We start from the raw sequence: 25383 nt of genomic DNA on the forward strand, positions 1-25383 counted from the left end.
CGGCTGCCGACCTGGCCGCCCCGACACCGGATAGTGCGGTGCGATCAGCCCGAGCAGTTGCTGCCACGGAACCACCTGCTCCATCTCGGCCAGAAAGATCTCGCGCCGGGTCTGCTTGCGTTTACCCAGGCCCTCAGCGTCACCGAACGTCAGTTGCATGGATGATTCCTCACTCTGTGGCAATAGTGTCGCGCATCTGCTGTGCTTTGTTCAGAGGCTCCTTAAGGCCGGCTGTCACTGCAAGCAATGCAGATTCCTGGTGCGCCCTCAGCGTCTTTTTCTTCTTCAGGGCAGGCACTGTCTTGGACTGGTATTTCGCCCAATCAATCTGACTCGCCTCCAGGTCATGAAGGTCGATCTTGCTAACCGGGGGCTGCTGGTCGACCAGCGCATTCTCGGCATGTTCGGACCAATGGTTGGTCGTGCTGACGATGACACGGTGAACGAACGGCTTGCGCCCGGAGGCAGTGAAGAAGCTGTCGATATCTTTCTTCTGCAGCTTGTAATCCGGATCGTAGAACTTGCACTGGATGGCGTGGACTTCGCCGGTACCGTCCACCTCCGCGACTAAGTCAATTCCGTCGTCTTTAGCATTGAAGCCATGGACAGGCGCCCACTCGGCCCAGCTGTAGACGCGACTGTAGAGGTCGCGATAGGTTGCCTCGTTGCGCAGGTAAGCGAGGATAAGTTCCTCGAAATATGTCCCTTTCTCGCGCTCGCTTACCGAAGCAGCACGAAACTTCCCCAGCAATTCATTCAACTCACTCATTTTAACCCCAATATTTAAGCGTGCAGGCCTGATACCAGGCTGGCTCGATTTTCAGTAATAGTCATATTCGCGCTGCTGCCTGACAGCCAGGACGATCACGATCTGTTTATCTTGTAATTCAAAGAGCAGCACGTAGCCGCTGCTAACGTGACCTATCACTATTTCACGCAAGAATGGATTATTAGAACGTGCCTTGCGACAGCTCAGCGGCGCCACTTCAAGCACGGTGACGCCGTCGCGGATGGCCTGCAGCGCACGCTCGGCCACGGTGAAGTCGCCTTCGGCACGCTGTAGCAGCCAGTCGTAAAGGCGCGCGAGATCGTCGCGCGCTTGCTGAGTGAAGCGGACAGAAAATCCCACGCTGGCTTAGCCCTTGCGCGCCTTGTCCAGTTGGGACTGCAGCCCAGCCAGCACATCCTTGGCGTCGATGTACTGGTTGGATGCCTTGGCGCTATCACGCGAGGCCAGCCCGCGCGCAATGAAGGCTTCCTGCTGCTGCCGCTGCTGCACCTGGGCGCGCACAGACTGCTCGACAAAGCTGGAAAGCGTCTCACCCTCCTGCAACACGGCTTCGGCCGCTTCGCGCAGCGCCGGGTCTACCCGGAGCGAGGGAAGAGATGCGGATTTCATGGTGGACCCAGTGCGTTGCAATTGCGATGCATCATCGCAAGCGAGCGCCGGTGCTTCAAGGTTTTCTTTGCAGACTTAAAACCCACGATGTCGCAGCTACGCTGATGCAATGGTGCGTAGGCGCTGAAGCACGACGCCTGCGCGCTCCGGTTCGGCAACCAATCCCGGCAACGCGTTCACAAACGCCGGGTTATCCACCAGCCCCACGAACACGTCGGCAACCCAATGCCGAAGGTCTACATGCTCCACGGCAAGCTCTTCCACCAGCTCGGCCCGGCCATCGACGACATTGAGTACGTCCTCCAGGTCGTGACTGGAAAGGAAGTCGCTGTTGCCTCGAGTAACGAAGGCTTCGAGCTTGGTCGCCACGAATGCTGTCGCTGTCACCAAGCGGATGGACAGGCGATCGCTCAAGGCAACCACTTGGGCCGTCTCTACAGCATGGGCGTACCAGCGGTTGGAGAAGCCAAGCACGCCGGCATCCACCGGCATCAGGTCGAAGAGGACGCCCGACGCTTCGTGTACCCAGCGGCAGACGACACCGCTCTGCATCTCGCGCGCAAAGCCCTGCGACTCCACACGCGCCTCGATACCGCGGAACCGGGACCAATCAAGATTGACCACCGCATCGACGTCATAGGTGGCGCGGACGCTTTCCGCCAATGGATCCGACACCAGCAGGCCAACGACTGCGCCGCCAAGGAAGACTATGTGTTCGCAAAGCTCGCCTAGTGCATCCGCAATCACAAGCAGATGCGGCAAATTAGGATCATTAGATCGCATCGCTAAGCCCCAGTAACTGCTTGAGATAGCGCGCTGCCAGCGTGCGCTCGCGGGCACGCCCGCTGCGCAGGGCGTCCTGCAGCGCCAGCAGTTGGTGCAAGGCAGGGTCGGCCAGCGCGGCGTTGGGCACACCGGCCGACAACGGCGACAAGCTGGGGCCTTTGGCCGTGCCCTGCGCACTTGGCCACACCGGTACATCCCCTGGGGAGCTGGAAATGGCAATGGACAGTGGGGGCACGCCGAAGGCCGTAGGAATGCCACGCCTTAGCGGCCCGATGACGGCAGGAAAGGCGTAACGCACGCCGTGGACTGCAAACTCGTGCAGCGCCGTGCGCACCGTCTCCCACTCGCCGCGACTTTTTTCCAGCGCCAAGCCGGATGCCACCGCGCGCTTGACGCTGCGATGCACCTGAGAGGCGCTCATGCCCAGCGCTTCTCCAAGGGAGGCATAGGTCCAGGCCTGGCCCGGTTGGGCAACCTGCTTGTACAGCACGACTAGATCCTGCGGTTTGAGTTCCACGTTAGATCAGCTTTGTTCCACATTCCGGAATATGGAATATCCAGCTAAAGATGTTCCTTTGCAAGCAGGCTTGGTCACTCGTTTCCCTCAGAAGAATCATCATGGTGTACTGCACGTTGGCGAATCCGTCTTCGTCAGATGCTTCGCGGCTTGACAGCCTCTTCTTGCGCTATCGATCTCTCCTGCGCCTGGCTCTGCGTCTGCGCCAACGTGCGCGCGTCAAGCTCTTGCAGCTTCGCCAGCGATTGCTCCACCGGCGTACTGACCGCCACATCAGTCGGCATGCTGGCTCGCAGATGGGCCGGGTTGCTGGGCTCACCCTGTACGACAATACGGTGGCGCCTGCCGCTGCACCCGGTATCTGGTTGCTTAGCGATACGTGATCGATCCGCTCTAGCCCATGCTCCTTCGCCAAATGCGCCAGGCTCGCGCTCATCCGCTCGCTATGCACATCGCTGCTCCTTCCCATGCTGGTGTCCAACTGGCCAACCAAGGCCGTCGCCTGTGCGTGCAAGGGATGAGGCGCCTGCTGCGTGGGTTCCAGGTCTGCCTGTCGCTGCCTGCCATGCACCGGTTCTGCCGGTTCACCTTCCTGCCGCTGAGGGTGAGCCGGCTGATTGCCACGCTGCTGGTGGCCCGGCCGCGCACCTTCCTGTTGATGTCCTTGATCTAGCTGCTGCTCTCGCACTGGGCCAGGGGTCGTGCTGGTCAGCACGTATTGCCAGCGCGTCTGCGCCGGGTTGCCTTGAACTGCAGCAATGAAGCCATCGTATTCCGCTGGATGAATCGTCTGGCAGCCTGCCGAATCGGTACTACCGCTAGAACCGCGATGAATCTTGAAGGTGTCATTGAGATCCTGCGCGCCGTTAAGATCGGCTTGATCAAACCACCCATCCGCATTGCTATCCCGCTTTACCCCACCCCGCCCTGCGTCCACTGCTGCCTGGCTTGGGCGTAATGCATTGTCCTGCGTTCCTGGCCGGCTCGGATTGGGGTGCTGCCCCATCCGCATCTCGATCGTGCCCTCGCTCAGGCGGCCGAGGTCCCTGATGCCATCGGCATTGACATCCTCACCTTCGATTTTTCTTGGTCTGGTGATGCTCTCGTAGCCTGGTGACGGAGCAAATATCCTGTTCTCTACCCCACCCTCTGCACGCGGGCGCCGCCCCGTGTTGCCTGCATGATGATCGTATTGCGCAGTCGGTTCGGTGTTGGCTTGCTGAGCCACCTGCGTGATGCGCCGGCGCCGGGCCTCGACAAAACGCGTCCCTCAGCAGCGGCGCCGGCGAGGTCCCCTGCGACTGCTCTCGGTCCACGCAGACGGCACCCATCTGCCGCTCCAGCTTAAAGGGTACCCAAGGTAAGGGCGTAGCCGGTGGCGCCTGTGGAAAGGATGCAGATTCACTCACAGCATGCACTGTCCGTGCTGCCGCGTCTTCCATCGAGAGCTGAGCACACCCCAGCGTCATCGTGGACATGATTGCCGTCACCAGTAAGCACTGCTTTAAGTTCTTCACACGACATTCCTGAGCGAAGAAAAAGGTGGGCTATAACTTTCACTGCCTGGTACTGCGAGGTCAAGTCGGAAGCGCGGACAGGTTCATTTCTAATGAAAAAACCGCTCTTATCTACATGTTGCTCATCGAACACCAAGCGCGATTTGCAGCAGGCGCATGCTGATGTCGCTCCGTCTCTTTGAGCGTACGACGCCCACCCAATTTTGAGTAGCAACCCAGTTGGGGTCCAATTCCCTACACCAGGGAAGCGACGCGAATACAACGAGGAGCGAGCCAAGAATAATCGGCGGCACGACACCGCCTCGTCCTTGGGATTATTGGGCTAACGCCGCACCTGCCGCACCACACGCAAAACGGTTGGCTGCATATCTGGTCACGGGCTCTGGACTGATCGCCAGCACCAGCTTGAACCGCGCCAGCTCCATCGGCTCGCGCAGCCTCAGAATCTCCACCCTACACCGTAGAACGTCCCGCGTTCCTTGAAGTTCTTGCGGATGTGCTCTGTCTTTGCGGTTTTTAGATCAACGGCGCAGGCGTCACCGGCATAGCCGGAGGCCCCAACACAAATCGCGCACGTTCTTGCCGCAGCATTTGATAAGGCGAGATAAAGCGCACACCAAGTCCTACACAGACATTGGGAATCTTGATCTTCCTTGTCGAATTGGCTGGCACTTCATGTGTCACCACGGTGTGGCTTGCAGCCAACGCGAATGCCACCAGCCAGTAGTCGGCAACCTGCAGAAATGTATTGACCGCCACAGGTTCATAGTGCTGGCCAGCGACCCATGCGCTGACTTGTGCAGCGGCGGCCAGCACCGCAGTGTCTGGCGGGAGGAAGAAAGCATCCCCACGTGCCTGTGCCCATACGGCCAGATCATCCTCACCCGCCTCTAGTTCTTCCCCAACTTGGCGGATGCTAAAAACACTTCCAGCCACATGTTTCATTATCAGCCAGTCCCAGAACGCTGGGCAGAAATCAAACCCGTATTGCAGGTTCTTGGCTTGGATGAACACATTTGCATCCAGCAGATAGGCCATCAGGTTGGCAGTCCAAGCGAGCGACCAAGCTCGTTGAATGTTCCGGTCTTGGCAATTCCCAGCATCTGGAAGGCATCGCGATACAGGGTGCGCCCTTCGAGCGTACTCGCCACCAGCGAACGGGCAAACCGCTTCCCCACACGTGCAGTCGTCGTGCGATAAAAATCGCCACCACCACTGTTTGCAGCCTGGATAGCGGCCAACCTCGCCTGCTCGGCACGGAATGCCTGCCAGAAAGCATCGCGCCCGAGGCGGCCTGCATCCAGCATCCGACGCAGCACGACCAGCGTGCTGACCTTGAACTCACGCGCTAGCCTTCGCAGCGCATCGTCCAGCACCTCATCCTCGCGCAATGCTGCGATGAACATAGGCAACGGCACCAGCAGCTCAGCTGCGACCTTATTGCACCAATCTTCGATGCCAGTGCCAGGCTGCGCACGGCCTGCGGCCTCAACGCCAGAGTCGCTCAGCGCCGACTGCCCCAGCCAAAGATGCGCCAGCTCATGAGCCAACGTGAACATCTGCGCCGACTTGCTGTCGGCCCCGTTGATGAAGACCAGCGGCGCCAGCACATCAGCCAAGGCAAATCCGCGGAACTCCTCGGGATCCAAAGCGCGGGTGTTGTTGCTGCCCACCACGCCGCTGATCATGACCAACACACCAAGCGCATCGGCTTGAACGACGAACAGCCGCAATGCCTCCGTCCAACTCGGGCACTCACGTCGCGCCTGCACGCTGAAACCCAGCACTTGTCGCAGTTGTTCGGCAGCCCGATCTGGAGAAATGGAAATATCCAAGCTACCGACAAATGGCAATGGGCGCTGGCCGGTCACCAGCGCTTCATCGCGATACCACGCCTGCCTGGCTTGGCAGGCATATAGCGTGTCCAGCAGATCAGCGCTGGGCCGCGCAATGGCACGATCCCCGATGGTCCGGAAGTCGGGAATTGGCAGGGGCTCCTCAGGCGGCCTTGGCAGGAAGAAATATCCAACCGGGGCATGCGTTGCGCGTGCGTAGCTTTCAAGCTGGCGCAATGTTGGCTGCACATCGCCGGCCTCCCATTCCGGTAGCTTCGGAAAACGCCCTTCCAGCTCCACCGCATCCAATCCCGCGCGTTCGCGCGCCCAGCGAAGCAATTCAGGTTGGACGGCAACTCGGATCATGCGGGGAGTTTACCCAAGACGCACACAAGGCTCTACGCGCTAGTCAGCAAAGCCGTCAAGACGTAATTCGGTCAAGGTGCCCACACCGTTCTGCACCGTCTGTCGTTCAATCACGTCCAAGGAACGGCCGGTCGCATCCTTCCAGTCATCCCAGCCGTTGGACGAACGCCCCAGCAGCAATCCGGATGCAGCACTGGGAGAACGAAACAAATAGTCGCTTTCGAATCGGATCTGCGCTCCTTGAATGGACAGCACTCCCTGCTGCAGCAGCTCCTGACGCGTAGCGAGCATGCGATCGGGAACCGAGGCAACAGTCTCCAGACGGCCGGTAGAGCCCTTCAAGACCACCATTCCCTCGGTTGTGTACTCGCCCAGGCCTTCGGTCTCCGGGCCGCGACAGTAATAACGCAGCTTCTGAGCGGCGGCAGTTGGTTGCAGCTTTCGCAACGGCTCGAAAATCGGGTAACCCAATGTTGCCAACAGCACCCGCAACGTCTGGTGGATTTCGCGGCAATCCGCTTCCATTGGCGCCGGCGTATGCGGCCTCCCACCGCCGGTCCCGTTGTGCAATTGGTAGCGCCCGGCCTCTTGGGCTTGCTGGATGGAGCACCACTCAAGATAGATCGCGTGTGTATTTGTCAGGCTCTGGGTCAGTGAAACTGCCACCACCGCACGGTTCCAGAAGTCCTTCTTGGCGTTGTGTTCCGACAAACGCTGCCGAAGCAGGCCGCTCTGTCCGATATAGGCCTGGTCGCGACCATTGGCCTCGTCCTCGCCAAACAGAAAATACACACCCACCTGCTCAGACTCCGGCATCGCCAAAAAGTCAGCCATGAGGCTACGTGGTACCTCGATCATCCGCACAATGCGCGTCGTGATCTCGGCAACACGCACACCCTGTGGATCCCCGGAAGGCAGAAAGATCTGGATGGTCTGCGGATGGCTGCTCATGCGGCGATATTCTCCATTTGGGCACGTATGTTGATCCTGTCGGTGTAGATCACTTCGCCGCGATACCCCTGTACGCGCAACGCTTGCTGAAATCGTTTGGCGAACGCATCCGGATGCGGCTTGCGATGAAAGAGTTGATTAAGCAACGCTGCGAACATCAGCCACCTTCCTTGTCATGGTGTCGACATCGGGTACCGCAGATACGCCCCAGTTCAAACGATGGCGGCGGTGCCCAGCATGACACAGAGAAAAGCCCCGCTTACGCAGGGCTTTTCGTTACTCCACGCATGTGCGTGGGATCAGGCAAACGGATCCTGCAGCACCATCGTGTGGTCACGATCCGGGCCGGTGGAGACGATCGAGATCGGGCAGCCGGCCAGTTCTTCCAGCGCGCGCAGGTAGGCGCGCGCAGCGACTGGCAGCTTGTCCCACTCGGTGATGCCGTGGGTGTTCTCGGTCCAGCCCGGGAACTCCAGGTACACCGGGGTGCACTCTTCCCAGCCCTGCGCGTCCAGCGGGGCGTATTCGGTGCGCTTGCCGCGGTATTCGTAGGCGATGCAGACCTTGAGCTTTTCCATGCCGTCGAGCACGTCGAGCTTGGTGATGCACAGGCCAGAGATGCCGTTGATGGCCACCGCACGCTTGAGCGCAACGATGTCCATCCAGCCGCAGCGGCGCGGGCGGCCGGTGGAGGCGCCGTATTCGGCACCGCGGTCGCGGATGCCCTGGCCTACTTCGTCGTCCAGCTCGGTGGGGAACGGGCCGCCGCCCACGCGCGTGGCGTAGGCCTTGGCGATGCCGAGCACGTAGTCGATGGCGTCAGCGCCCACGCCGGTGCCGGCCAGTGCGCCGCCCACGGTGGTGTTGGAGCTGGTGACGTACGGGTAGGTGCCGTGGTCAATATCCAGCAACGCGCCCTGTGCGCCTTCGAACAGCACGCGCTTACCCTGCTTGCGCAGGTCGTGCAGGATGCCGGCCACATCCGACTTCATCGGCTGCACGTACTCGCCGAAGGCCAACGCCTCGTCGAAGGTCTTCTGGAAATCCACCGCTTCCACGCCCAGGTACTTGGTCAGCACGAAGTTGTGGTAATCCAGCGCGGTGCGCAGCAGCTCTTCCAGCTGCGGCGGGTAATGCAGGTCGGCGATGCGGATACCGCGGCGGGCGACCTTGTCTTCATACGCCGGGCCGATACCGCGGCCGGTGGTGCCGATGGCCTTGCCGCCGGCGGCCTTCTCGCGGGCCTGATCCAGGGCGATGTGGTACGGCATGATCAACGGCGCGGCCGGGGAGATCTTCAGGCGCGAGCGCACTTCCACGCCGGCACCTTCCAGCTCGCTGATTTCCTTGATCAGCGCGGCCGGGGAGATCACCACGCCATTGCCGATCAGGCACAGCGCGTCGTCGCGCAGGATGCCGGACGGAATCAGATGCAAGACGGTCTTCTTGCCGTTGATGACGAGCGTGTGGCCGGCATTGTGGCCACCCTGGAAGCGGACCACCGCACCGATCTCTTCGGTAAGCAGATCGACGATCTTGCCTTTGCCTTCATCGCCCCACTGGGCACCGAGCACGACAACTGACTGACCCATGACGGGTGAACTCCTGAGTTTTGCTGCGGCCATCGGGGCCGCGGGATGGGACCGGTTCAAGGCTGGCGGCGACACCTGGCGCGCAGCTCCATCGGGGAGCGTTGCAATGGCGCGAAAGCCCTGACACGGAAAAAGCCGAACGGAGTGCTCTGGTTGGAGCGTGCCCGGCCGGCTTTTGTGCATTATCCGGGTTTCGGGTGGCAGGCACTACCCCTTGGCGGTGGCGGATCGGGGGGCTGGTCAGATTGCGGCTGGCCGTCGGTTGCGCGGTGCTCCGAGCGCTGCCGGTCCCTAGCCTGGGAATATCAACGTAGCGACAATCCCAAACGCCCATCGTGGGTCGTAGGAGCGCACCCGGGCGCGACAGGCACTACCGGTGAAGCAGTCGCGCCCAGGTGCGCTCCTACGCTGCCCGTTGCGGTCGGAATGGACCACCCACTCAGTGACGCACGATCCACAGCGCGATCGCGCCCAGCACCAACGTGACGCCGCCAATGGCGCGCAGTTGGGCGGTGGGCAGGCTGAACAGTTGCTCGACCATGCGCTTCCAGGCGGTGGGCACGGCAAACAGCAGCAGGCCTTCGATGACGGCGATCAGGCATAACGCGGACAGAAACTCTTGCATCACCAACACCATCGCAACGTGGGAGATGCAGTGTGCCCGGTTCGGCAATCCCACAAACCTCCGCACGTCGTAGGAGCGCACCTGGGCGCGACTGGCATTACCGGGAAAGCGATCGCGCCCAGGTGCGCTCCTACGCTGCGGCATCTCAAAGCCAAATTGCATCCCAGAACGGGTAGTCCCCTATGCGTGTCACCAGCCCGGCCCGTAGTGGATTGGCAATGAGGTAACGCGCCGCTGCATGCAGGTCGTTCTCTTTGCGCAACGCATGCTCGTGGTAGCTACGGCTCCAGACCGGTGCGTGATGCTGGCGCTGATCGTTCACTGCGCGTGCTGCGCACGCTTTCATACGTGAGACGGCATCGGCCAATGAGGTGGCGCTTCCAAGTTGCAACAGCCAATGGACATGATCCGGCATCAATACCCAGGCGAGCAGCCTGGCATCGGAGGGCGTTGCTGCGGTGAATGCCCGGCAGGCTGCGGCTGCAAGCAGAAAATCTGCGAACACCGCTCGGCGCTGCCATGTCGTAGTGGTCAGCAGGTAGGCGCTGTTGGGTGAAGAATGCCTGCCGCGACGCAGCGCGCGATGCCCTGGTGAGTCGATGTTGGCCATGACGCGATGCTGACGGCCTTGAACAACGCGGGATATCGGCGGTTGCCGCGTTCTGCGCTAGGGGATCTATGTGGCGACTGACTGTCAGAGGCAATCAGCAAGGTCCGCCGCCGCCAAGGCCCGTCGCGCCCGGGTGCGCTCCTACCGGGCCTAGTCTGACCGACAAAACGGGAGAGGCGCTCCAGGCATCTGCGGATCCCAGACATGACCATCACCATCGCAGTCCACGCAAGGCCATGCCCCCGCCCCCAGCCACACGCGCCAAGCGTAGGAGCGCACCTGGGCGCGAAGGGCATTCCCGGTAAGGCGGTCGCGCCCGGGTGCGCTCCTACGGTTGGGGCGCGCGCATGCCTGCTCGACAGTAAGAGGCACATACAAAAACGCCCGCATTGCGCGGGCGTTTTTGTTTCAACGCAAAGCGATCAACAAACGATCAACGATCGCTCTTGAGGTACTGCAGAAACGGGTCGTTCTTGTCCAGCACCACCACGCCGTTGCCGTCGGTCATGGAGCCGCGATAGGCCTCCAGGCTGCGGTAGAACGCGTAGAACGATGGATCCTTGGAACCGGCCTGGCCGTAGATGCGGGCGGCGTCGGCGTCGCCTTCGCCGCGCAGCTTCTGCGCATCGCGTTCGGCGTCGGCCACGATCACGGTGGACTCGCGGTCGGCCTGGGCGCGGATGGTCAGGGCCTGTTCTTCGCCTTCGGCGCGCAGCTTGCTGGCTTCCTGCTTGCGCTGGGCGCGCATGCGCTCGTAGACGTCGGTGATCACCTGGCTGTCGGTCGGCAGGTCGATCTGCTTGATGCGCAGGTCGGTGATCTGCATGCCCAAGCCCTTGATGGCGCCGTTGATGCCCTTGAGCTGGTTGGCGATCAATTCGCTGCGGTCGCCGGAGACCAACTGTTGCAAGGTGCGCGAGTTGATCTGGTTGCGCAGCGAGTCGGTGATGATCGGGGCCAGGCGCGAATTGGCCACCGACTCCTCACCACCGGTGGCGCGGTAGAACGCACGCACATCGGAGATGTAGCCGATAGCGAAGAAATCCACGCTCACGTCTTTCTGCTCGGCGGTGAAGTAGCGCGCCGGGGCGGTGTCCAGCACCTGGAAGCGGCGATCGAACACGCGCACCGATTCCACGACGGGCAGCTTGAAGTGCAGGCCGGGCTTGAGGTCGGCACGCACCACGCGGCCCAGGTTGAGCACCATGGCGGTCTGGTCTTCGCGTACCACGAACACCGAGCCCATCAGGGCCAACAGCACGGCGACGATCAGGCCGATGACTAGCGAATTTTTCATTGTTCGGTTCCCTCACGGCCGGTCGGGCGCGGGCCGCGCTCCGGATTGCGAATGCCCTCGCTGCTGCCGCTGCTTTGCGGCGGGTTCAACAGCACATCCTGCGGCACCATCGACGGCATGCTGCCGCTGCCCGCAGTGCCACTGTTGTTGGCGGGCTTGTTGGCATCGGCCGGCAGCGGCACGTAGATGACCTGACGGCCATCGCTGCCGATCACCTTGCGGTTCTCCGACAGCACCTTCTGCACGGTTTCCAGCCACAGGCGCTTGCGCGTGACCTCGGGGGCGTTGGCGTACTGCTCCTGCAACAGCGTGAAGCGATCGGCGTCGCCCTCGGCCTTGGAGACGGTCGCCTGCTTGTAGCCTTCGGCGCCGGTACGGGTGCGTGCACCCTGGCCGCGGGCTTCGGGCACCACCTTGGCGGCGTAGGCCTGGGCTTCGTTGATCAGGCGCTCGCGCACCTGCTGGGCACCGTTGACCTCGTCGAAGGCCGGCTTCACTTCTTCCGGCGGTCGCGCGTCGGGCAAGGTCACGCCGGTCACCGACAGACCGGTGTTGTAGGCATCCAGCGCTGCCTGCAGACGGTCCTTGGAGGCTATCGCCAGCGGGCCACGGTTGTTGAGCACGGTATTGAGGTCGGAACGACCGACCTGCTCACGCACCGCACTTTGCGCCGCCTGCTCCAGCACCAGATCGGCGTTGCGCGAACCGAACAGATACTTGCGCGGGTCGCTGATCTGGTACTGCACGTTGAGCGAGACGTTGACGATGTTCTCGTCGCGGGTCAGCACCGGCACCTGATTGCTGAAGGTCTTGATCTCGGTGGCGTTGACCTTGCGCACCGACTCGACCGGCCACGGCAGCTTGAAGTTGGGGCCGGGCTGGAGGATGCGCGAGAACTGGCCGAAGCGCAGCACCACGCCACGCTGCTGCTCGCCGATGAGCTGGAAGCTGGAAAACAGCACCATCAGCACCACCGCGACCAGGATCCAGCGCCCCACGCCGCCGTCGAACAGCTCTTTCAACGGGGCGGGCAGATTGCCCCAGCCACCACCGTTGCCACCACCGCGCGGGCCCCAGGACCTGCGACGGTTGGGGTCCGGGCCGTCTCCGCCCTTGTTGCCGGGTGTGTTCCAGGCCATGCACGCTCCATGATCGAGGGGCTGTGCGGGCCAGTCCCGCAGTGCCGCCGTGTTGTGTGATTCGATGATTCTACTAGATGGGGCAGACCCACCGTTTTGAAAGGCCCCGATTGGTGCATCGGCGGTTTAGCCGGTGGGGTGAATTAAGCCGGTGGCGGGGGTGGCGGGCGGCTCGGGGCGCGGTGTCGGCGCGATTTGGGGTCAAACGTCGGAGCGTGCGCGCTGGAGTTGGCAGAGGGTGATCAAGCTTTCGTGCTGCAACTGATGTCCGAGCGGCGACAGCAGCACAGCTGGCTTTGGCATCAACGCGAGGTGGCGCGTGGTTACCGCGATGACACGTTAGCTTGTCGTCCCGCGGAACGAAGACGCCAACTTCGCTCGCATCGCGCCAACGCACTTACTCAGTCGGCGGTTCGTCTTTCTGGTTGAACACACGCTCCATCACCTCCAGCAATTCGTCTTCGGAGAACGGCTTGGTGATGTAAGCACGCGCGCCTTGGCGCATGCCCCACATGCGGTCGGTGTCCTGGTCCTTGGTGGTCACCAGAATCACCGGAATGTGCTGGGTGGTCGGTTCGCGCTTGAGCGTGCGCGTGGCCTGAAATCCATTGAGGTTGGGCATCACCACATCCATCAGCACCAGATCCGGCAGCGAGGACTTGGCCGCTTCCACGCCGGCAGCGCCATCGGTCGCGGTGATGGTTTCGTGCCCCAGCTTCTCGACGATGCGCTGAATCCCCAGCAGCTGCGACGGCGAGTCGTCGACGATCAGAATGCGAGCCATGTGTTTCCCCTAGTGTGCGCGGCGAGTGTAGTGCGCCGGCCGCGCTTACGGTAGCTGGGGCCAGGACAGGCGCTGGATGCTTGGTGAGGCTGTTGCGATCTGCGATTTAGCGGCACGTTGTTTTTCGTCGCGGGCCGCTGCTGGCGTACTACGTCAGATAGGGCACAGTTGGATTCAACAACCTCGCAGATGGACGTTGGTTGATGCTTCGCTTTCTTACCGTACCCTCACCCCAACCCCCGCTCCGCGCCCCGGCCCGCGCTAGCAGCGCGGGCGCTCCAAGGCACGCGCGCCAGTGGCGCGCAAGCAGCGCCTTATCGCCCCGAAGGGAGAGGGGCTTTGATTCCCTCCTCCCATCGGGGGAAGGTGGCGCGTAGCGCCGGATGGGGAGGGGCTTCATCTCGCTTGCGCTGTTAGGTCCAGCTCACACCGTCTCGCCGAACGCCTTGGCCAGATTGCGGTACGCCTTCTTCTGCGCATCGTCGGTGGGCGCCGGTGCAAGAATCTCCAGCTCCACGATCTGGTCGCCCGGGGTGGTGCCCGGCAAGCCGCGGCTACGCAGACGCAACTTGCGGCCGGCGTCCGACTCGGCCGGCACCTTCAACTCCACCGACCCGCCCAGGGTCGGCACGCTGATGGTGGTGCCCAGCGCGGCCTGCCAGGGCGTGACCTGCAACGTGTACAGGATGTTGCGCCCGTCCACCTCGAACTGCGGGTGCGCAGCGTATTCGATCTCCAGCAGCAGATTGCCGCCACCATTGCCCTGCCCGCTCAGGCGGATCACCTGGCCGGGCTGCACGCCCTTGGGCACGCGCACGTCCAGCTGCTTGCCGTTGATGGTGATGCGCACGCTATCGCCTGCGTAGACCGCTTCCAGCGGCACCGCCAGCTTGGCGCGGGTGTCGCCACGCGTTTGCGGGCCAGGGCCTGCACCGGGCCCGGCACCCGGGCCACGCGGACGGCCGCCGCGCTGGCCGGCAAACAGGCTTTCGAAGAAATCGCTGAAGCCGCCACCGGCGCCGCCGTTGCCGAATACTTCCTCGTACTCGTAGCCCTGCCCGCCGTTGTAGTTGGGCGGGGCCTGGAACTCGTCGCCCGGGCGGAAACCCTGCGCCTTGAGCTGGTCGTAGGCCTTGCGCTTTTGCGGGTCGCGCAGCGCCTCGTAGGCTTCGTTGATCGCCTTGAACTTGTCTTCCGCGCCGGCTTCCTTGCTGACGTCGGGGTGGTACTTGCGTGCGAGTCGACGGTAGGCCGTCTTGATCTCCGCATCGCCCGCGCTCGGCTCGACGCCCAGCGTTGCGTAGTAATCCTTGAATTCCATCTAATCACCTCTGGAAAAAAACGGCCCGCAGCCAAGGCCACGAGCCAGTCATATCGCAGCCGGGCGGGCAACCGCACCTATTCTACGGTGCGGCTGCCGCCGGGGAGCGAAGCCGATGACTTCGCTCCAGGTTCGTCGCCTTACTGCACCGTGCCGCCGTTGGCGTCCTGGCCGTTACCGACCTGGATACGGCGCGGGGTGGCCGCCGGGCGCTTGGGAATGCGGATTTCCAGCACGCCGTTGTGTCCGGCCGCGGTGATGCCGTCCGGGTCGGCGCTGTCGGGCAGCGCGAAGCGGCGGTGGAAGCTGCCGTAGCGGCGCTCGATGCGCGAGAAACGCTCGGTCTCGGTGCTGGACTCGCTGTTGCGCTCGCCCTTGATCGACAGGATGCCCTTGTCCATCTGCACCTCGATCTGGCTCGGGTCGATGCCGGGCAGATCGGCGTACAACACGAAGTGGTTGGGCTCTTCCTTGATGTCCACGCGCGGCACCCACTGGGCGGTCACCACCGCCGATTCATCGGTGTCGCCGTTGTGCTCGAAGAAGCGGTCGAACACATGCTTGATTTCGTTTTGCAGGGCGTGGGTGGGCCACTGTGGATAACGAACGATGTTCATTGCGAGCCTCCATTAGGTTGGGTGAAGGGCCGGCGACCGCAGCGTGCCGTTGCGCCGGCCATGTGCGTCAGATAGGCGTCGCGTTGCGGATTTCAAGCGTGTTGACGCGCTTTTCCCTTGCCCTTTTCTAGAATTCGTTCAGCCACAGGAGCACATCGCATGACCATCCACGTTGGTGACCGCATTCCCGAAATCGTGCTCAAGCGCTTGCGTGAGGGGATCGAGGCAGTCGATACCCACACCTTGTTCGCAGAGCGCAAGGTGCTGCTGTTCGCGGTGCCGGGCGCGTTCACCCCGACCTGTTCGGCCAAGCACCTGCCGGGCTATGTGGAGCACTTCGAGCAGTTCCGCAAACGCGGCATCGAAGTGTTGTGCACCGCCGTCAACGACCCGTTCGTGATGCAGGCCTGGGGGCGCAGCCAGCTGATCCCCGATGGCCTGCACATGCTGCCCGATGGCAATGCCGACCTGGCCCGCGCACTGGGCCTGGAAGTGGATGCCAGCGGCTCGGGCATGGGCCTGCGCTCGCGTCGCTACGCGCTGTATGCCGACGATGCGGTGGTGAAAGCCCTGTTCGTCGAAGAACCCGGCGAATTCAAGGTGTCTGCGGCCGATTACGTGCTGCAGCACCTGCCCGATTGATGCATTGATTCCCCCACCCACTCAGAAGGAAAACGGCCAGCCATGTCTACCCAGCCAGCCAAGCAACTCCCCGCCGGTATCACCGACACCGCCACCTTGCGCACCCGCGCACGCCAGAGCATCGAAGACGGTGCCGTCACCGAGAGCTACCACGCCGACCGTGAGGCGGTGATCGACCTGCTCAACACCGCACTGGCCACCGAATACGTGTGCACGCTGCGCTATTACCGTCACTACTTCATGGCCAAGGGCATGCTTGCCGACGCGGTCAAGGGCGAGTTCCTGGAACACGCGCAGCAGGAACAGGCGCACGCGCACAAGCTCGCCGAGCGCATTGTGCAACTGGGCGGCGAACCGGACCTCAACCCGGACACGCTGACCAAGCGCTCGCACGCCGAATACAAGGAAGGCACCGACCTGCGCGACATGGTGCGCGAGAACCTGATCGCCGAACGCATCGCCATCGACAGCTACCGCGAGATGATCGATTTCATCGGCGACAAGGACACAACCACCAAGCGCATCCTCGAGAGCATCCTGGCTCAGGAAGAAGAGCATGCCGACGAGTTTGCCGACATGCTGGAAGGCTGGATTGGCGAGTGAGCTAATGGTGGTTGATGCGTCAGTGCACCGCAACCTACATTGATATCGCGTCGTAGCGTCGTTTGGATGCGGTCAAAGGCTTAGGTCAAAAGCTCAGGTCAAAAGCCTGGTTAGTCGAGGACACCGCGCTAGAGAGTTAGTCGGTTGCTTGAAAACATACTCACCGGCCATCTCGACTGGTCCTTGCCCGCCCACCCTCGCGGGACCTTACGCGGCATGGATGCCGCGTAAGAGCCTACATGGACGTACTTGCGGCGTGTCCCGCGAGGGTGGGCGGGCAAGGGCCCTGCAGCCAAACAACAGACCAGCCGCTCCTGAATCTCTGCTTCAACGCAACACCCGAAAGCGCAACTGCGTCCAGGCACCGTCACTGGCCATCGCAGTGAGCGTGTGCGTGCCGACGTCTTCAAAATCGCGTTGAAATCCCTGCCGGCCATTGGTCTGTGCGATCCAGCGGCCGTCCAGCAACCAATCGATGCGCGCGTCGCTGCCCAATGCGCGTAATTGCAAGCGCACCGGCCGCGCGGTGGCGTTGGCGCGTGCCAACGTGGCGCGATCGCTCAGGCCGTCGATGCGCAAAACACCACCACCGGTCATGCGCCCATCGGGCAGGCAGTCCGGCGCGAGCGGCGGCAACTGCCCGGCACCACGTTCGGCTGCGCTGAGCCAGGGCGAGACCAGTGCCGGCCAACGCGCCACCGTGCGTGGCTCACGCTGATGCGCCTGGCTGCACTCTTGCGACAGCCGCTGACCGCTGCGCGCATCCACATCGAAGTGCAGCTGGCCGCTCTGCCATAACCGCGCATCGCGTTCGGCGAAGGTGGGCGGTACTGCGCCATCGAGCGCGTACGCTTCGGCACGTCGCGCGCATTGCGCTGGTGGTGTGTGATCGGCCGCGCCGCCGAGCGGCCAGCAGATCTCCAAGGCCTGCACATTGGCCGGCATCGGCACCGGCGCACTATCGCCGGCACTGCGCGGCAACGCATCGATGACTTCGAACATCAGCGGCAACGCGGTGACTGCACCGTACTGGCCCGGCAGCGGCGTGCCATCCGGGCGCCCCACCCACACCCCGACCGTGTAACGGCGCGTGCCGCCGATCGCCCACGCATCGCGGTAGCCGTAACTGGTGCCGGTTTTCCACGCCACACCCGGGCGCGCGGCGGTGTCGAAGGTGCCGCTGCCATACCCGGGGCGCGGATTGCTTTGCAAAATCTCGCGCACGATCCAGGCCGCACCCGGCGACATCAGCCGGCGCTCGATGCGCGCATCCTCGGGCGTATAGCGCACGTGCCCGGCAATGCCGCCGCGATTGAGCGCGGCAAATGCGCCCACCAGTTCCTGCAATTGCGCACCGGTGCCGCCCAGAATCAATGCAAGCGACGGCGTGCTGCCATGTGCAAACCGCAAACCGATCCCGGCATTGGACAGCCGCGCAGCAAACCGCGCCGGGCCGATACGATCGAGCAGATCCACCGCCGGTACGTTCAACGACAGCCGCAACGCCGTCGCTGCGCTTACCGGCCCGTTGAACGCCGCATCGAAATTACCGGGCCGATAACTGCCAAAGCTCTGCGGCGCATCCACCAACAGGCTTTCCGAATGGATCAACCCATCGTCCAGCGCCATGCCGTACAAAAATGGCTTGAGGGTGGAACCAGGCGAACGCCAGGCCTGCACCATGTCCACATGCCCCAGCCGCTTGCGATCGCCGAAGCTGGCCGAGCCCACATACGCACGCGCTTCCATCGTGGCGTTGTCCACCACCAACAAGGCGGCCGAGGTGCGCTCGGGTAGTTGCGAAAAATACGTCGCGACGCGTTCTTCCAGCGTGCGCTGCAGTTCAACATCCAGCGTGGTGACGATGCGCGCCGCACGCGGTTGCGCGCTGTGCAAGCGCTGCGCGAGCAAGGCCGCATGCAAGGGCGGTTTGAGCGAACGCGTGACCACCGGCTCGATCCGCGCATCGTCCACCTGTGCGCGCGACCACACGCCCAGTTCCACCATGCGATCGAGCACCTTGTCACGCGCGCGTTGCGCAGCTTCCGGGTGGCGATCCGGGCGCAGGCGGCTTGGCGATTGCGGCAGCACCGCCAGCAACGCGGCCTCGGCCTGCGACAGGGCCTTGGCCGGTTTGCCCAGGTACGCCCAACTGGCCGCTTCCACACCTTCAATGGTGCCGCCGTAGGGCGCGCGCTCCAGATACAACGTGAGAATCTCGCGCTTGCTCAAATGCGCTTCCAGCTGCAATGCCCGCAACAATTGCTTGGCCTTGCCCCAAGGCGTGCGCGTATGCGGATCCAGGATGCGCGCCACCTGCATGGTCAGCGTCGAACCGCCGGAGACGATGCGCCCCTGCCCGATCCACTGCGCGCCCGCGCGCAGCAGGCCCCACGGATTGACCCCGGGATGGTGCCAGAACCAGCGGTCTTCGTAATTCAACAGCGCCTGCAGATACAGCGGCGACACGCTCTGCGGGCTGGCCGGATAACGCCATACGCCATTGCGATCGGCGAACGCGCGCAACGGCGTGCCATCGCGTGCGACCACCAGCGTGGAGGTGTCACGGGATTTGGGCAGCGGCAGTGGGAAGGCCAGGTCCAGCAGCAGGATGGCAGACAGCAACGTCACTGCGCTCCAGCGCAGCCACGTCAGCCAACGGCGGTGGCCGCGTTGGGCCACATCATCGGTGCCAGCGACGCGTTCCTGCGTCCTCTCGGTCCTTGCCTGCGCTTGCTGCTGCTCATCCATCTTGCGAAGCATGCAGGGCAAAACACATTTCGGCCACTCTTGCGCGCCGCGCGTCGGGTGATCAGCTCACCTGCGCACTCTTGAATGACGTAATGACGAACGCGCTAGCTTGCAACGTCCGCACGCAGCGAGCGAGGCGGCGTTACAAACAGCCGCAGCAATCCCATCGCCAGGAATACGGCAGATAGCCGCAATGCCATGCCGAGCCAGCCACTGGCGGCCGAATCGGACACCGCAAAGACCGTCCAGGCCGCATTGAGCGAAACATGCAGCACCCAGCCGCTCCAGATCGTGTAACCGTCCTGCGCGTCCACAATGGCAAACAGCAGCGCGCCGATGCCGGTGATGGCGAAGATCAATAAGGCGTCGCCGCCTCCGCCGCCTGCCCCCAGCCAATGCACGCCGCCGAACACAACCGCCTGCACCAGCGCGGCGATCGCCGGACGCCAGGCCAGCGAGCGGCAGGCAAAGACAAAGCCGAAACCACGAAAGACGATTTCTTCGGCCAGCGGAAACAGCAGCGCCAGCCACAGCAGGCCAAGCAGATCGTCGGTGCCGACCGAGGTGGATTGCGTCCACAGCCCAAGCCAGCACGGCAGTGTGGCCAACAGCGTCAGCGCCGGGCCGCGTAGCCCGTTCCAACGCAGCCCCAGACGCGCTGCGATCTCGCCTGGCGTGCCAGGATGCAGCAAGGCCGCTGCAACGAGCACGACCAGTACGCTGAGCAGATTGTCGGCAATCCCGCCGCCGTAGGGCACGGGAATCTTGGGGATAGGCAGGCCGACGAGCTTGGCCACGTCGCGCACCTGCAGCGCGATCAGCAGTACCACCAACCAGACGACATGCGGAGTGAATTTGCGCTGGCGTGTATCGAGCGGCATGCAGACATCCTTGCGTGCAAACAACGCCTGACTATAGCGGCGGCGGCAGGGTCCCCGCAGTGCCATGGGTCATGCTGTGCGGCGACAGTGCGCATCCGTCGCAAGCCTGCTGCGTGCAGCGAGGTAACGCGGTGCTCAACGCTTCTCCAGCGTCGCGCGATAACGCAGCAATGCTTCCGGCGCATCGGTCTGGATGATCGACACGCCATCGCGGTACAGGCGGCCCCAGACCTTGTCCGGGTCGCGCTCGGCATCGGCGTCGCCACCGTAACCGGCGATAAAGCCTTCCCATAGCGAGTTGACCATCAGCCGCACGTTGTGCGCCTTGCTCACGGCGACCAATGCCGGTAACTGCGCTGCCGCCATCTTGGGCAACTCGAACGCGGCCGGATGCGCGTTACGTGTCTGCGCAGTGGCGATCGCGGCCAGGTCGGCATTGCCATGGGCGTTGATCAGGATCGGGAAGAAATACACCTTGTCGAACGGGACCATCGCTGCCAACGGCTGAGTGGCGATGCCGGCTTCGGCCTTGACGATCACCTGGTGCTGCATGCCGGCGCGTGCGACCGCGTCGACCACCTGCACGTAGATCGCATCCTTGACGTCCAGATTGAGCAGGATATGGCCCTTGGACTTGGCCAGCATCTGATCGAGCGTGACCACGCGTTGATCGGTCAGCGGTGCCTGCGCGCCACCTTCGTCGCTGCGCAGGCGCAGCTTTTGCAAGTCGGCCAAGGTCAGCTCGGACAGTTTGCCGGTGCCATCGGTGGTGCGATCCACGGTGGCGTCGTGCAGCATCACCAGGGTGCCGTCGGCGGCACGCCGCACATCGGTTTCCATCACGTCGGCGCCGATGGCGATGCAACGCTCAAGCGCGGCCAGCGAGTTTTCCGGTGCGGTGTCTTTGAAGCCATGCTCCGGTGCCGGCGCGTGGCAACCGCGGTGGGCAACGACCACGATGCCGCCGTTTGGATTGGTCAGCCGGGCCTGGATCGCAGCCACACCGGTGGGCGCTGCGCTTGCAGTGGTGGCGAGCGCCACGCACAGCATCGCTGCGAGGGCGGCAACAGAACGTAATGTCATCGAACGACTCCGCTTGAAAGAATAAACAGAACGACTGCGCGTGCGTCGAGCGAGCGCGGCCGATGCACGATGCTCGGTGCGGCATCCACTCACCTGCACACTCCACTTTTTTCCGAGCTGCCCGCACGCACCTGACGACCGCTGGCGACGTGTCATTCGCCGCACTTAAAACGTCGGCGTAAAACGCAGCCCGAACCAATAAGTGGTGGGCACCGAGTAACTGTCCTTGAGCAGATTCTGCCCGGGACCGGTCACGCTGGTGATGCGGCTGTGGGTGAGGTTGCTGACCTGACCGATCAGGCTGAGCTGTTTGCTGATCGCGTAGGTGGCAGTGAAATCCAGTTGCGAGCGCGGCGACCAGTACAAGTCCTGCCAATCGATATTGCTGACGATGGCACGCAAGGCCTTGCCCTGACGGTTGTAGGCTGCGCGCAACTCCAGACCGCCGGTGTTGTAGAACAGCGTGGCATTGGCGGTGTAATCGGGCTGGCCGACCAGGTTGTCGAGCTTGCGCTCGCGCTGGGCCACGTTGCTACCGCTGCCGACGCTATAGGGCACATCCAGGCTGCCATCGAGCACCGCGAAGTTCGCACTGAAGCCGAGACCGCTTAGCCATGGCGCAATCGGCGCCAGGGTGTTGACGATACCGTTGAACTCCACCCCGCGGATGCGCGCCTTTGCAGCATTGGCCGGCGTACTGATCAGCGCGTTGGCGTAGGTAGTGCCGTCGAAGGTGAAGCTGTCGGTGCGTGAGAGCGTAAAGATCTCGTCCTGGATGCGCTTGTCGAACACCGCTGTGGACGCGAACGCATCGAAATCGCCGGGCAGGCGCCATTCCAGCGACAGGTCCAGGTTATTGGACACGCGCGGCTTGATGTCCGGGTTGCCGATGGTGACGGTGACGCCTTGCGCATTCGGGTTGCCGGCATCGGCGGTGTTGACGAAGCCGATCGAGGTGCGCGCTGCATAGGCATCGTACGGCGGGCGACCGAGCGTGCGGCTGGCACCGGCGCGCAGGTCCAAGGCATCGGTCAGGTGGTAGGTCATGATCGCCGAGGGCAGCAGATAGTCGTAGTCCGCATTGGTCGGGTTATCGACATACACGTAGCGATTGGTCGCGGTGTCCAGCCGCCGCTGACGGCCGACCGTATTGAGCTTGGTGCTGTCGAAATGCAGGCCGCCCTGCACGTTGAAACGCTCGCTGCGATAGCTGACCAGACCGTAGCTGCCGAAGGTTTTTTCGGTATGGGTGAAGTTGTCTTGATTGCTGAACGCCTGCTGGTCGGTGCTGTTGAACGCGCTCAGCGGCGTTGCAGCGAGTACGCGATTTGCCTTGTCTGGATCGATGGTGATCAGGTTCAGGCCGGCATAGCGCATCGGCGCCCTGCCAGTGCCCGCCACATCGGCCAGGCCGAACGCCGGCGCACTGGTGTTGGGCTGATACTCGACGCGGAAGATGTCGTAAGACGGCTTGTCGGTGGTGTACGACACGCCTGCCGCAAAGCCGATGCCTTGATCGCTTTCGCCCTGATTGAAGCCGTAATCTAGCCGGCCGGTGAGGATGCGATCGGCCGCGGTGCGTTTATAGTCCGGGCGCCAGTACGACAGGCTGTAGTTGTCCAGGTTGTTGTAGGCCTGCGGCGACACCCCGAAGCGCTGATCGAAGCCGGAGGTGTCGTAATTGAACGCATAGTTGGGCGTGGCGTTGATGGTCACACCGCTGCCGGTCTGGCCCACCGGCACCGGCGCGGCGCGGGTGATGCCGGTGGCGTACTTGATCATGCGGATCGGCTCGTCGTAGGTCGCATCCGACCACGCACCGCGTGCAGAAAACTGCTGCCGATCGGTGGGCCGCCAGATCGTGCCCAACTGCGCCACCTTGGTGCGCGTGGTGACGATCTGATTCGAATAGCCCACCTCGATATCGCCACCGGGATAGCTGCCGGACGTGGCGGTCTGATTGAACACCTGGCCACGGTTGCGCGGGTCGATAAGGACCTCGTTGCGCTCCATGTTGTCCTTGAAATAGTAATAGCCGGCCATCGCATAGGCTTCCAGCGTAGCACTGGGATGCACCTCGAACTTGCCGGTGACGCCATAACGGTCGCGCTGATTCTGCACGTACCAATACTTGTCCTGTTGCGGCACCGCCCAGCCATTGCCCAGGTTGGCACCGGTCTGCAGCACGCCGTTGTTGTCGTAGAACCCGTAGTGCACCGTGTCGGTGGTCATATGGGTTTCGGTGTAGCTGCTCAGCGTCTGGTAGTTGGCCGACAGCGTGAAGCCGTATTGCTGCTCGCTACCGAAGGTGCGGCTGCCGGTGGCGTTCAAGCGATACCCCGGGTCGTCCTGATCGCGCGGCTTGCCGACATCGTTGGCGTGGCCGAGCGCGGCTTCGGCGCTGAAGAACGGCTTGCCGCCGTTTTCGAACGCGCTACGCGTTTTGAGGTTGATCGCACCGCCCGTGGCGTTGGGATCCAGATCGGGCGTAAAGGTCTTGACCACCTGCAGCTCGCTGACCATCGACGCCGGCAACAAATCCAGACGCACGCCGCGGGTGATCGAGCCGAGCGTGCCGTTCGGCGTACCGGGGGACGCGATGGTCAAGCCATCGATGGTGACGTTGTTGTACGACGGGCCCAGGCCACGCAAGACCGGCGTGGCCGCTTCGTCGCGCGGGTGCTCGTTGTCGGTGGCTGGCAACACTGACAAACCAGGCACACGGCGCAGCGCTTCGACGATGGTGCTGTCTGGCAAGGCGCGCACATCGGTGGCGCTGATGACGTCGGTGATATTGGTCGCCGCGCGCTTGCTTTCCACTGCGGCGGCATTGGCACGTCGCACGCCGGTGACCTGCATGGCGTCGAGCGTTTGCATGCCGGGTTTGGTGGTGGGCGGTGCGTCGGTGTTGGTTACTTCGCCTTGTGCCGATGTTGCCGATGTTGCCGATGTTGCCGATGTTGCCGATGTTGCCGATGCAGGATCTATGGCATCTGCAGATGCATCTACTGACAATGGAGAACGTTGCTTTGCAGTCGCTCCTTCAGCAGCGGACGTGGTTGTCTTTTCATCGTTGGCTGTCGCTGTAGCTACACTCGCTGATGCGCTCGCGGTCGTGGCCATAGCCGCAGAAGACGTTTGAACCGAGGCATCGGCCGGCATGGCTGCACGCTCGTTGGCGCAGGCCTGCGAAGCTGGCGAACATGCCGCAATGGCCACGGCGAGAACGGACAAGTGCAAACAGTACGAATCGGAGCGCTGCATGGAATCCCGTAAGTCGCGCAGCAAGGACGCCGCGCCTGTAAGAAAGCACGCCACCGTAGCCAGTAAAAATGACCCTTGCGTGTCGCTTGCATCGCACTGAAAAGACACTACGCAATGATGTCTCCATATGCGAAGCAGCGGTTTTGCTGGCGTAGGAGCGCGCTTGCGCGCGATGAGGCTTTCCCTGTGATGCCAATCGCGCGCAAGTGCGCTCCTACGGCAGCCAGAGTGCATCCCAGAATGGATAATCGCCGACCCTTTCAACCAGTCCGGCGCGTAGCGGATTGGCGATAAGGTAGCGAGCCACGCTGCGCAGATCGTCTTCCTTGCGCAAGGCACGGTCGTGGTAGGCGCGCGCCCAGACCGGCTCGCGCATCCCGCGTTGCCTGTTGACCGCACGCGTGCTGGCTGCCTTCATGCCTGACACCGTTCGCACCAGTGGCGTCACATCTTCCAACTGCACCAGCCAATGGACATGGTCCGGCATCAGTACCCAAGCAAGTAACGTGGCATCTTCCGGCAGCGCGGCGATGAACGCGCGGCATGCCGACGCGGCCAGTTGAAAATCGCCGAACACACGTCGCCGCTGGCAGGTTGTGACGGTGAGCAGATAGCAGCAATTTGCAAGCGAGCGCCGGCCACGACGTAGCGCGCGGTGTCCTGGTGAAATAGAGCTGAGCATCGATGCATGCTGCCACCCATGCAAACGCTTGCATCGGAGTCGGACGCTCGCTTCGGTGAGAAAACCCCGAACGTAGGAGCGCGCTCGCGCGCAATGGGGCGTTACCGGTAAAGCCCCATCG

At 62.9% G+C, this 25383-nt stretch carries 27 protein-coding genes and 2 pseudogenes; 4 read left to right on the forward strand and 25 right to left on the reverse strand.

Annotated features, from left to right (window positions below; genetic code table 11):
* The 8 genes and pseudogenes from ABS769_RS19440 to ABS769_RS22750 all read right to left on the reverse strand — a co-directional run.
* Positions 1–159 (reverse strand): annotated as a pseudogene (locus tag ABS769_RS19440) (IS5/IS1182 family transposase); the annotation flags it as partial.
* 10 nt (positions 160–169) lie between these two features.
* On the reverse strand, positions 170–769 hold the full coding sequence (locus ABS769_RS19445) for a restriction endonuclease (protein ID WP_317063081.1): 600 nt from the start codon (positions 767–769) through the stop codon (positions 170–172).
* A 51-nt stretch (positions 770–820) separates the two neighbouring features.
* Entirely contained in the window at positions 821–1129 is a 309-nt protein-coding gene (locus tag ABS769_RS19450) for a type II toxin-antitoxin system RelE/ParE family toxin (RefSeq protein ID WP_317063080.1), read from the reverse strand.
* A 6-nt stretch (positions 1130–1135) separates the two neighbouring features.
* Positions 1136–1399, reverse strand: a complete 264-nt coding sequence (locus ABS769_RS19455; RefSeq protein ID WP_317063079.1) for a YlcI/YnfO family protein — start codon at positions 1397–1399, stop codon at positions 1136–1138.
* Between the two features lie 96 nt (positions 1400–1495).
* The gene (locus ABS769_RS19460) at positions 1496–2182 is read right to left on the reverse strand and encodes a hypothetical protein (protein WP_317063078.1); all 687 of its coding nucleotides are present in this window, start codon (positions 2180–2182) and stop codon (positions 1496–1498) included.
* Positions 2172–2702 (reverse strand): MarR family transcriptional regulator, encoded by a 531-nt coding sequence (locus ABS769_RS19465; RefSeq protein WP_317063077.1) that lies wholly within the window; start codon positions 2700–2702, stop codon positions 2172–2174. The genes ABS769_RS19460 and ABS769_RS19465 overlap by 11 nt, the downstream gene beginning before the upstream one ends.
* A 134-nt stretch (positions 2703–2836) precedes the next feature.
* Positions 2837–2986, reverse strand: a complete 150-nt coding sequence (locus tag ABS769_RS22745; protein ID WP_430544189.1) for a hypothetical protein — start codon at positions 2984–2986, stop codon at positions 2837–2839.
* A gap of 122 nt (positions 2987–3108) precedes the next feature.
* Positions 3109–3171: pseudogene (locus ABS769_RS22750) on the reverse strand (hypothetical protein); the annotation flags it as partial.
* Between the two features lie 48 nt (positions 3172–3219).
* Here ABS769_RS22750 and ABS769_RS22755 point away from each other — a divergent pair.
* Positions 3220–3375, forward strand: a complete 156-nt coding sequence (locus ABS769_RS22755; RefSeq protein ID WP_430544190.1) for a hypothetical protein — start codon at positions 3220–3222, stop codon at positions 3373–3375.
* Between the two features lie 1360 nt (positions 3376–4735).
* Here ABS769_RS22755 and ABS769_RS19480 read toward each other — a convergent pair.
* The 12 genes from ABS769_RS19480 to ABS769_RS19535 form a co-directional block, all read right to left on the reverse strand.
* Positions 4736–5257, reverse strand: coding sequence for a DUF4411 family protein (locus tag ABS769_RS19480; RefSeq protein WP_317063076.1), 522 nt, complete (start codon positions 5255–5257; stop codon positions 4736–4738).
* On the reverse strand, positions 5257–6420 hold the full coding sequence (locus ABS769_RS19485) for an ImmA/IrrE family metallo-endopeptidase (RefSeq protein WP_317063075.1): 1164 nt from the start codon (positions 6418–6420) through the stop codon (positions 5257–5259). Before ABS769_RS19485 ends, ABS769_RS19480 begins: the two co-directional genes overlap by 1 nt.
* Before the next feature lie 39 nt (positions 6421–6459).
* Positions 6460–7371: a GIY-YIG nuclease family protein gene (locus ABS769_RS19490; RefSeq protein WP_317063074.1), complete on the reverse strand. Its 912-nt coding sequence runs from the start codon at positions 7369–7371 to the stop codon at positions 6460–6462.
* Positions 7368–7529, reverse strand: coding sequence for a hypothetical protein (locus tag ABS769_RS19495; RefSeq protein ID WP_317063073.1), 162 nt, complete (start codon positions 7527–7529; stop codon positions 7368–7370). The genes ABS769_RS19490 and ABS769_RS19495 overlap by 4 nt, the downstream gene beginning before the upstream one ends.
* A 141-nt stretch (positions 7530–7670) precedes the next feature.
* A complete protein-coding gene (locus ABS769_RS19500; RefSeq protein ID WP_104538328.1) occupies positions 7671–8963 on the reverse strand; it encodes an adenylosuccinate synthase in 1293 nt (430 codons plus the stop codon).
* Positions 8964–9402: 439 nt separating this feature from the next.
* Positions 9403–9588 carry a DUF2065 domain-containing protein gene (locus ABS769_RS19505; protein ID WP_228434223.1) on the reverse strand — a complete coding sequence of 62 codons (186 nt, stop codon included), beginning with the start codon at positions 9586–9588 and terminating at the stop codon, positions 9403–9405.
* A gap of 145 nt (positions 9589–9733) precedes the next feature.
* Positions 9734–10198 carry an REP-associated tyrosine transposase gene (locus tag ABS769_RS19510; protein WP_317063072.1) on the reverse strand — a complete coding sequence of 155 codons (465 nt, stop codon included), beginning with the start codon at positions 10196–10198 and terminating at the stop codon, positions 9734–9736.
* 433 nt (positions 10199–10631) lie between these two features.
* Complete coding sequence (hflC, locus tag ABS769_RS19515; RefSeq protein WP_023902980.1) at positions 10632–11495, reverse strand: protease modulator HflC; 864 nt, start codon at positions 11493–11495, stop codon at positions 10632–10634.
* Positions 11492–12634, reverse strand: coding sequence for an FtsH protease activity modulator HflK (hflK, locus tag ABS769_RS19520; protein ID WP_043907771.1), 1143 nt, complete (start codon positions 12632–12634; stop codon positions 11492–11494). Before hflK ends, hflC begins: the two co-directional genes overlap by 4 nt.
* Before the next feature lie 397 nt (positions 12635–13031).
* Positions 13032–13418, reverse strand: coding sequence for a twitching motility response regulator PilH (pilH, locus tag ABS769_RS19525; protein ID WP_317063071.1), 387 nt, complete (start codon positions 13416–13418; stop codon positions 13032–13034).
* Between the two features lie 424 nt (positions 13419–13842).
* On the reverse strand, positions 13843–14739 hold the full coding sequence (locus tag ABS769_RS19530) for a DnaJ C-terminal domain-containing protein (protein WP_317063070.1): 897 nt from the start codon (positions 14737–14739) through the stop codon (positions 13843–13845).
* A 140-nt stretch (positions 14740–14879) separates the two neighbouring features.
* On the reverse strand, positions 14880–15356 hold the full coding sequence (locus ABS769_RS19535) for an Hsp20/alpha crystallin family protein (RefSeq protein WP_095574891.1): 477 nt from the start codon (positions 15354–15356) through the stop codon (positions 14880–14882).
* Between the two features lie 159 nt (positions 15357–15515).
* On the opposite strand from ABS769_RS19535, the gene ABS769_RS19540 reads away from it, so the two are divergent.
* Both ABS769_RS19540 and ABS769_RS19545 read left to right on the forward strand, forming a co-directional pair.
* Positions 15516–15998, forward strand: a complete 483-nt coding sequence (locus ABS769_RS19540) for a peroxiredoxin (RefSeq protein ID WP_317063069.1) — start codon at positions 15516–15518, stop codon at positions 15996–15998.
* Positions 15999–16040: 42 nt separating this feature from the next.
* Complete coding sequence (locus tag ABS769_RS19545) at positions 16041–16601, forward strand: ferritin-like domain-containing protein (RefSeq protein WP_006451904.1); 561 nt, start codon at positions 16041–16043, stop codon at positions 16599–16601.
* Between the two features lie 327 nt (positions 16602–16928).
* Here the strand turns inward: ABS769_RS19545 and pbpC are convergent, their stop codons facing one another.
* The 4 genes from pbpC to ABS769_RS19565 all read right to left on the reverse strand — a co-directional run bounded on the left by pbpC (position 16929) and on the right by ABS769_RS19565 (position 24304).
* Positions 16929–19352: a penicillin-binding protein 1C gene (gene pbpC, locus ABS769_RS19550; protein ID WP_317063268.1), complete on the reverse strand. Its 2424-nt coding sequence runs from the start codon at positions 19350–19352 to the stop codon at positions 16929–16931.
* Positions 19353–19456: 104 nt separating this feature from the next.
* Positions 19457–20299: a CPBP family glutamic-type intramembrane protease gene (locus ABS769_RS19555; protein ID WP_317063265.1), complete on the reverse strand. Its 843-nt coding sequence runs from the start codon at positions 20297–20299 to the stop codon at positions 19457–19459.
* A gap of 69 nt (positions 20300–20368) precedes the next feature.
* Positions 20369–21316: a glycerophosphodiester phosphodiesterase family protein gene (locus ABS769_RS19560; protein ID WP_317063264.1), complete on the reverse strand. Its 948-nt coding sequence runs from the start codon at positions 21314–21316 to the stop codon at positions 20369–20371.
* A 165-nt stretch (positions 21317–21481) separates the two neighbouring features.
* Positions 21482–24304 (reverse strand): TonB-dependent receptor, encoded by a 2823-nt coding sequence (locus ABS769_RS19565; RefSeq protein ID WP_434801689.1) that lies wholly within the window; start codon positions 24302–24304, stop codon positions 21482–21484.
* Here ABS769_RS19565 and ABS769_RS19570 point away from each other — a divergent pair.
* Complete coding sequence (locus tag ABS769_RS19570; protein WP_350498248.1) at positions 24192–24458, forward strand: hypothetical protein; 267 nt, start codon at positions 24192–24194, stop codon at positions 24456–24458. The genes ABS769_RS19565 and ABS769_RS19570 overlap by 113 nt on opposite strands.
* 336 nt (positions 24459–24794) lie before the next feature.
* On the opposite strand, the gene ABS769_RS19575 is transcribed toward ABS769_RS19570, so the two are convergent.
* The gene (locus ABS769_RS19575) at positions 24795–25262 is read right to left on the reverse strand and encodes an REP-associated tyrosine transposase (RefSeq protein ID WP_317063266.1); all 468 of its coding nucleotides are present in this window, start codon (positions 25260–25262) and stop codon (positions 24795–24797) included.
* Positions 25263–25383: the final 121 nt, after the last annotated feature.

The organism is Xanthomonas hortorum, assembly GCF_040279205.1.
GTDB classification, from domain to species: Bacteria; Pseudomonadota; Gammaproteobacteria; order Xanthomonadales; family Xanthomonadaceae; genus Xanthomonas; species Xanthomonas hortorum_F.